The following is a 1,909-nucleotide window of genomic DNA, read 5'->3' as shown; positions in this document are numbered from 1 at the left end:
CGGCAGAAGGGGTTTTATCCGGTCCCATTGTTCTGGCGTTCAATCATGTCGTGTACCCATACCCTCACCATAACATCTATCTAATTATTTTGAAATAGGTTCTAGTTTAGGGCTAGTCCAAGACTAATATATCGATGGGGACAACTCTGTTTTCGCATATGGAATTATTCTAATATGAAATAGTTTTAAAACATACAAAAAACCATTTACATATATTTTTAATGTATGCTAGTATATACTTTGTGCCTGAAAAACAAATAAAGAGGATTTAGCATGAAGGGTTCCACCTAACAATCCCCTGGCTATGAAAAATTCAAGTAAGGGAGTATGATTTGTTGTTATGAAAAAGTTGATCGCTTGTCTTACTTCATTCGCTCTTTTGACAGCAGTTGTCTTGAGTCCTACTGGTGCAAGTGCACAGAATGGTTTGGAAGAAGGTCATCAGGGAAGCTTGCAGATAAATGTTAATGAGGGGCTATCTGATATAAACTTTATAACTCAATCTGAAAGCAAATTGGAGTATACCTACAAGAAGAGTGACGGGAAATACAAAAATGTCGAATACATTAGTGAAGACCAGACAAGAGCAACAAGCCATATTTTTAAGAAGGATGCGAATACTGGTGAGTTTAACCAGGTAGATTCATTAACTATAAATGTAAATTATGAGGGCGAGACTAAGGTCATTACCATAACATCTGAGCAAACTGGCCAGGTAGACACATTGACTATTGATGTAGATTATGATGGGGAGACTACCATAACTGGCGAGGAAGAAGCCCTAGAGGTAGGGACAAGTATCGGGACTTTGGCAAAGAAGGGATGGAAGCATAGGGGAACCAGACATGGAAGTACTAAGATTCACAAATACACAGTGTATGCTATTGCAGTTATTGTTAGTTCAATAACAAAAATTCCTGCCTCTGCTAAAATTGTCGTCGGGATTGCGAGTGCTATCCTAGCGGATAATTTAAGTAGAATTTATTTCACAATTAAAACCTACGAACAAACAGGTCGCTCTAAGTTGAACCCTTGCTTCAAGTACGTTTCAAGTTTATACAAGGATAGTAAGAGACAAAAAGCGATTAGGAAGAATATTGTATCGTATTCTGGAAGAAGTCAGTGCCCTTGATCTAGCATTGCTCTCTCTTCTTGGGAGAGAGCAATGTATTTTTGAATGTTGTATTATGACATAAAAACGAATAAATAAAATATGATATAATGAAAGCATATATTTGAAAGGGTTGATTCTTCATGAATAGAATACTATCAGTTATCATGGTTATCACTTTAACTTGTGCGATATTTCTGGAAGGGAGAATTTATAATGTACTCTTTGGTTTATCCCTATTGGCGATGGGGGTTTATGATGTATATAAAGATTGGAACAACCCTAAAAGAAGATATATGAAGATAGCATTTTATGTTCCGCTTACAATTGTTATTTATTATGTTGTAATGTATGTAATGAAATAAGAAAACAACACTTTGGATGTTTTTTGTCGGCGGCCTGTTACTGTAAGTGATTTGTTATGTAAGGATTAGGGTACACAGTATCGGAAAATCCAATAACGGTGTTATTGAATAGAGCAGGAATGGCTCTTCTGTTTACCCGTGGTACGCCGCGATTGCTTATAACCAGCAATACGCCTCATCCCTTTTGCCGTAAACTCGGCCCGGTGGTGAGGCTTTTCCGTTCTCTCTTGCCTATGAATATATTACTATGTGGCGATAGTCTAGGGATAGACCGTATAAATAAAGAAATCCGGACAGGGAATTAACCTGTCCGGATTGTTGTTCCTTATAGAACCTATTTCAAAATAATTTCAATAGATGTTATGATGTGAATATGAGTACACGACATGATTGAACGCCAGAACAATGGGACCGGATCAAGCCCCTTCTGCCA

General features: G+C 37.4%; 1 protein-coding gene. It reads left to right on the top strand.

Annotated elements, in window-relative coordinates:
• The first annotated feature begins 340 nt into the window (after positions 1 to 340).
• Positions 341 to 1,132, top strand: coding sequence for a hypothetical protein (locus JOE21_RS17700; RefSeq protein WP_309868811.1), 792 nt, complete (start codon positions 341 to 343; stop codon positions 1,130 to 1,132).
• Positions 1,133 to 1,909: the final 777 nt, after the last annotated feature.

Origin of the sequence: Desmospora profundinema (assembly GCF_031454155.1) — a bacterium.
Taxonomy (GTDB): Bacteria; Bacillota; Bacilli; order Thermoactinomycetales; family DSM-45169; genus Desmospora; species Desmospora profundinema.
Note: the sequence above shows the minus strand (reverse complement) of the source record. Positions and strands in the feature narration are given on the sequence as shown.

Bases quoted from the DNA above. Each gene is read 5' to 3' on its own strand.
- JOE21_RS17700 (WP_309868811.1), top strand. From the start codon at position 341: ATGAAAAAGTTGATCGCTTGTCTTACTTCATTCGCTCTTTTGACAGCA.